This is a genomic window from Neisseria sp. HMSC058F07 (assembly GCF_001810035.1).
Taxonomy (GTDB): Bacteria; Pseudomonadota; Gammaproteobacteria; order Burkholderiales; family Neisseriaceae; genus Neisseria; species Neisseria perflava.
Window position 1 is genome coordinate 1 of sequence record NZ_KV799701.1, and the last position, 430, is coordinate 430.

The 430-nt window shown below is 56.7% G+C and carries 1 pseudogene; it reads right to left on the reverse strand.

The features are described 5' to 3' along the window. A pseudogene (locus HMPREF2696_RS07965) lies at window positions 1-430 on the reverse strand (RHS repeat protein); the annotation flags it as partial.

Genomic DNA, 430 nt, shown 5'->3' on the forward strand with positions numbered 1-430 from the left:
CGTTCGATGTCGGAGATGACTTCGTCGTCGAGGCTGATTTGGTGCAGGTGGCCGCTGCCGTAATACAGGTAATTGATCTGTCTGCCGTCAGGCAGGACGGTGGCGGTACGGTTGCCGTTGAAGTCGTAGTGGTAGCGGATGCTTTCGGTAACGGGCAGGTACAGCATGTCGTACTGCGCATCGCGCCAGTCGGTTTCGGGCAAACCGTTTCGGGCGTTCTCTTCCTTAGTCGGTACTTTCCATTGGTGCTGGCCGATGATTTGGCCGTTGCCGTTGTAGTCGAAGCAGGTAATGCTGTGGCGGTTGGCGGCACGGACGAGGTTGCCGTCCAGGTCGTATTGGTAAACGGTTTCCTGAACCTTGTCGTTGTTGCGGGCGAGGGTATGGATTAAGCGGCCCAATACGTCGCGTTTGAACTCGGTAATCCGCA